Source organism: Candidatus Cyrtobacter comes (assembly GCF_034470605.1).
Classification (GTDB): domain Bacteria; phylum Pseudomonadota; class Alphaproteobacteria; order Rickettsiales; family Midichloriaceae; genus Cyrtobacter; species Cyrtobacter comes.
Window position 1 is genome coordinate 1 of sequence record NZ_JARGYT010000117.1, and the last position, 2,924, is coordinate 2,924.

The 2,924-nt window shown below is 34.8% G+C and carries 4 protein-coding genes; all 4 read right to left on the bottom strand.

Features of this window, described 5'->3' with window-relative positions; all coding sequences use genetic code 11:
* Positions 1 to 128: 128 nt before the first annotated feature.
* On the bottom strand, positions 129 to 569 hold the full coding sequence (locus Cyrtocomes_RS05775) for a TrbG/VirB9 family P-type conjugative transfer protein (protein ID WP_322498238.1): 441 nt from the start codon (positions 567 to 569) through the stop codon (positions 129 to 131).
* A gap of 378 nt (positions 570 to 947) precedes the next feature.
* Positions 948 to 1,586, bottom strand: a complete 639-nt coding sequence (locus tag Cyrtocomes_RS05780) for a hypothetical protein (RefSeq protein WP_322498239.1) — start codon at positions 1,584 to 1,586, stop codon at positions 948 to 950.
* A 235-nt stretch (positions 1,587 to 1,821) separates the two neighbouring features.
* Entirely contained in the window at positions 1,822 to 2,403 is a 582-nt protein-coding gene (locus tag Cyrtocomes_RS05785; RefSeq protein ID WP_322498240.1) for a hypothetical protein, read from the bottom strand.
* Between the two features lie 259 nt (positions 2,404 to 2,662).
* On the bottom strand, positions 2,663 to 2,924 hold a 262-nt coding region (locus tag Cyrtocomes_RS05790; protein ID WP_322498241.1), incomplete at its 5' end, for a hypothetical protein.

Below are 2,924 nucleotides of genomic sequence, written 5' to 3' on the forward strand. Positions count from 1 at the left end.
AAACCCATTCATTGAACGTTTTAATGTCGATCGGAAACAACCTTTTATCCATCTAAATACCATATTTATCGCCTCCAATATAATATTGCATCTTTTCCATTATTTGGCAAAACCTTTGTTAACAGTGCCTAAGATCTGCCACTAAGCCTGTAATCGAAATTATATGAGGTCAATTTTTTCATATCTATATTACTCATGCTGGTTTGTGCACTTTTTGTAATATTGCTTATAATTTCATTTGGATATAAAAATTTTACTACGAATGGTATATCACCATCCTCAATTCCAAACGCCTCTTTTGCCCTCATTTCAAAAAAGTACATTCGCTTATTCGTTATAACGGTCATATTAGTTGTTGCATCCAGCTCTATTGGTTTAAGAAATATTCTGTTTTCACTTGGTATAATTTGCCATGCGGAGGGTGTGCCCATGGCTATTGTCATTATAGTTTCACCAGAAGCAAATTCTATAAGAGATTGAAAATAAGGGCATCCAGTAAATTGAAAGACAGTGTTTGCCTTATAAGGCATGATTTTTATTCTTTCATCACCACCAAGGCCTCTTGGCATAGATACTGCAAAAGCCGCTGAGGAGCAAAAATAGAAAAAGGTAAATAATATTATTCTCAAAGCATTAAACACAATTTTAATGAAAGAAAAGGCGCTTTATATCAGTAAGGTATCCTATAATAATAATATTGATCAAGTGAATAAAATTTTAATTAGTCATGAAAATAGATACACAATTTTAGTAAAATAAATTTCTACGTTAATAGATAATCTAGAATTTATAGCTATATAACAATTGAGGTGATTATCATTCAATTATAGCTAGGTAGTAGTTTTTTTGTGTTTATATAAACACAAAATGCAACAAATTATTGTGTTATAGATTTTAAAGGTTATTTGTTAAGTGACTCTTTTATAGTCATTTTGCTATATTGAGGGCTAAAAGATAAAACCAATACCTATACCTAATATAATATTCGTATTATGCAGGATATCGGTAACAGTACTGTTTCCGATATTCTGTAAATCAGCAGCTATACCAGCTGTAATAAATAGATTGGTTGCTATTTGAAAATCAATGCCTATGCCAGCATAAACTACAGATACGGTAGATTCTAGAAAATCTATCCTCCAAAGCTCATTACCACTCTTCAGCAATTCGTTTTTCCATGATTCTGAAAATGTTTGCTTGTATAATCCAGCTGCGGCCTTCACATATTGTCTTAATCTACTATTTGGATAGCCAAAAAGATATCTAAAGCTAGCAGAACATGATAAAGGCTTTTGATCCTCTAAATTTGCAAAATACCTTAACTCTAAACCAATATCGGAATTATTTGATGTGACAAACATTGCAGAAGCGCTCAAAACATCTATTGGGGGTTGCGGATGGTCATATGCATAATTCAGAAAGGCGAAGAGTTTAGAAAAGGAGGCGGATAATTTGACGCTCGGATCATTATTATTAGCGGAGTATGAGAAGCTAGAAAGAAGAGTATTTTCATTTTTTGCAGCATATAAGCAGCTAGCACTATAAAATAAGGTGGCGCTGCAAGCTAAAATTACTTTTTTATTCATATCTAGATGGCCGCTAATTCATATTAAGAATATTGAATGTAATAAACTCTTTGGCCGAAAAAATAGGTGATTGATAGCAACATAAACATAGGTTGCCAAAACCGCTATACACGCCGAAACTGAGCTCATTACATATCAATAAACAATTCTTTCATATTATAACTTCTTTAAATGCCGTGCTAATTCGCCCCCATAATACAACTACATAGAAGGAACACAAAACTTCTATAGGCAATTAAAACGCAAACCCAGCTCCAACACTTAGTGTGAGTTGTGGGTTTTCATAGTGATCCCTAATCTTAAAGCCATAAATAGCAAGGTCTGCGCCGGCTGTGAGGTATATACTATCAGTTATTTTAAAATCGAGCCCTAGCCCAGCAGAGCTTACAGCTACAAATGCTTCAAGGTTATTAATCTCATCTGGATCTAAACCATCTTTGCCTTTGTCTGTAAGGAATGGTTTATACAATCCAGCTGAGAATTTTGCGTATGGGGTAAACGTGCTATCTGCGCCACCCAAAAGGTACCTAAAGCTAGCAGCGCCTAAAAAACAGTTCGTTTCATCCACATTTGCAAAGTATTTCAGCTCAAGGCCGATATCTGTACTACTGGATGGTGCAAACATGATAGAGGTGCCAAATATGTTTGGTTTTAACATCCTATCTATATCTTTGCCACCAGCCGTACCTTTGCTAATTGTAAAGCTTTTAGAAAAGGAGGCCGCCACTTTTATGCTATGGCTATCATCAGATGCGTATAATGCGCTGGAGCTAAAAAACAAAGCAGCGCCACACGCTAAAAATACTTTTTTATTCATTAAATGCAATTATAAGTAGTAATATAGTTCCTACATTAATTTATATTTTTATACTGTCAAACAGAGCGATCAACCCTTAGTATATTACTGAATTTGATCTAAAAGGCCGGTCCTATTAGGTTATTATAACCCATAGCACTGAGAAATGGTGGTTATATTATATTCCTTGTCTTTTGAAATTGATGCAACTGCAGATAATATGGAGGCCTATACAACCTTGAATCGGTATATGCTCTTCTTATCTGCAGTTTTAGCCATCTTAGAAGATAAATCCCAGGCCGCTAGTTAATCTAAATTTAGGGGGGAAGGCTGATGATGCTACACCAAAAACGGCGATATCTATGCCACTAGTAATGAATGCACGGTTTGATACCCTAAAATCACAACCTAGCCCAGCTGAAGCTTCAGCAATGACGCCATTATTAGGCACTGTTAACAAAGGTTTTGCCAAATAATGGAAAAGATGCAATATTATATTGGAGGCGATAAATATGGTATTTAGATGGATAAAAGGTTGTTTC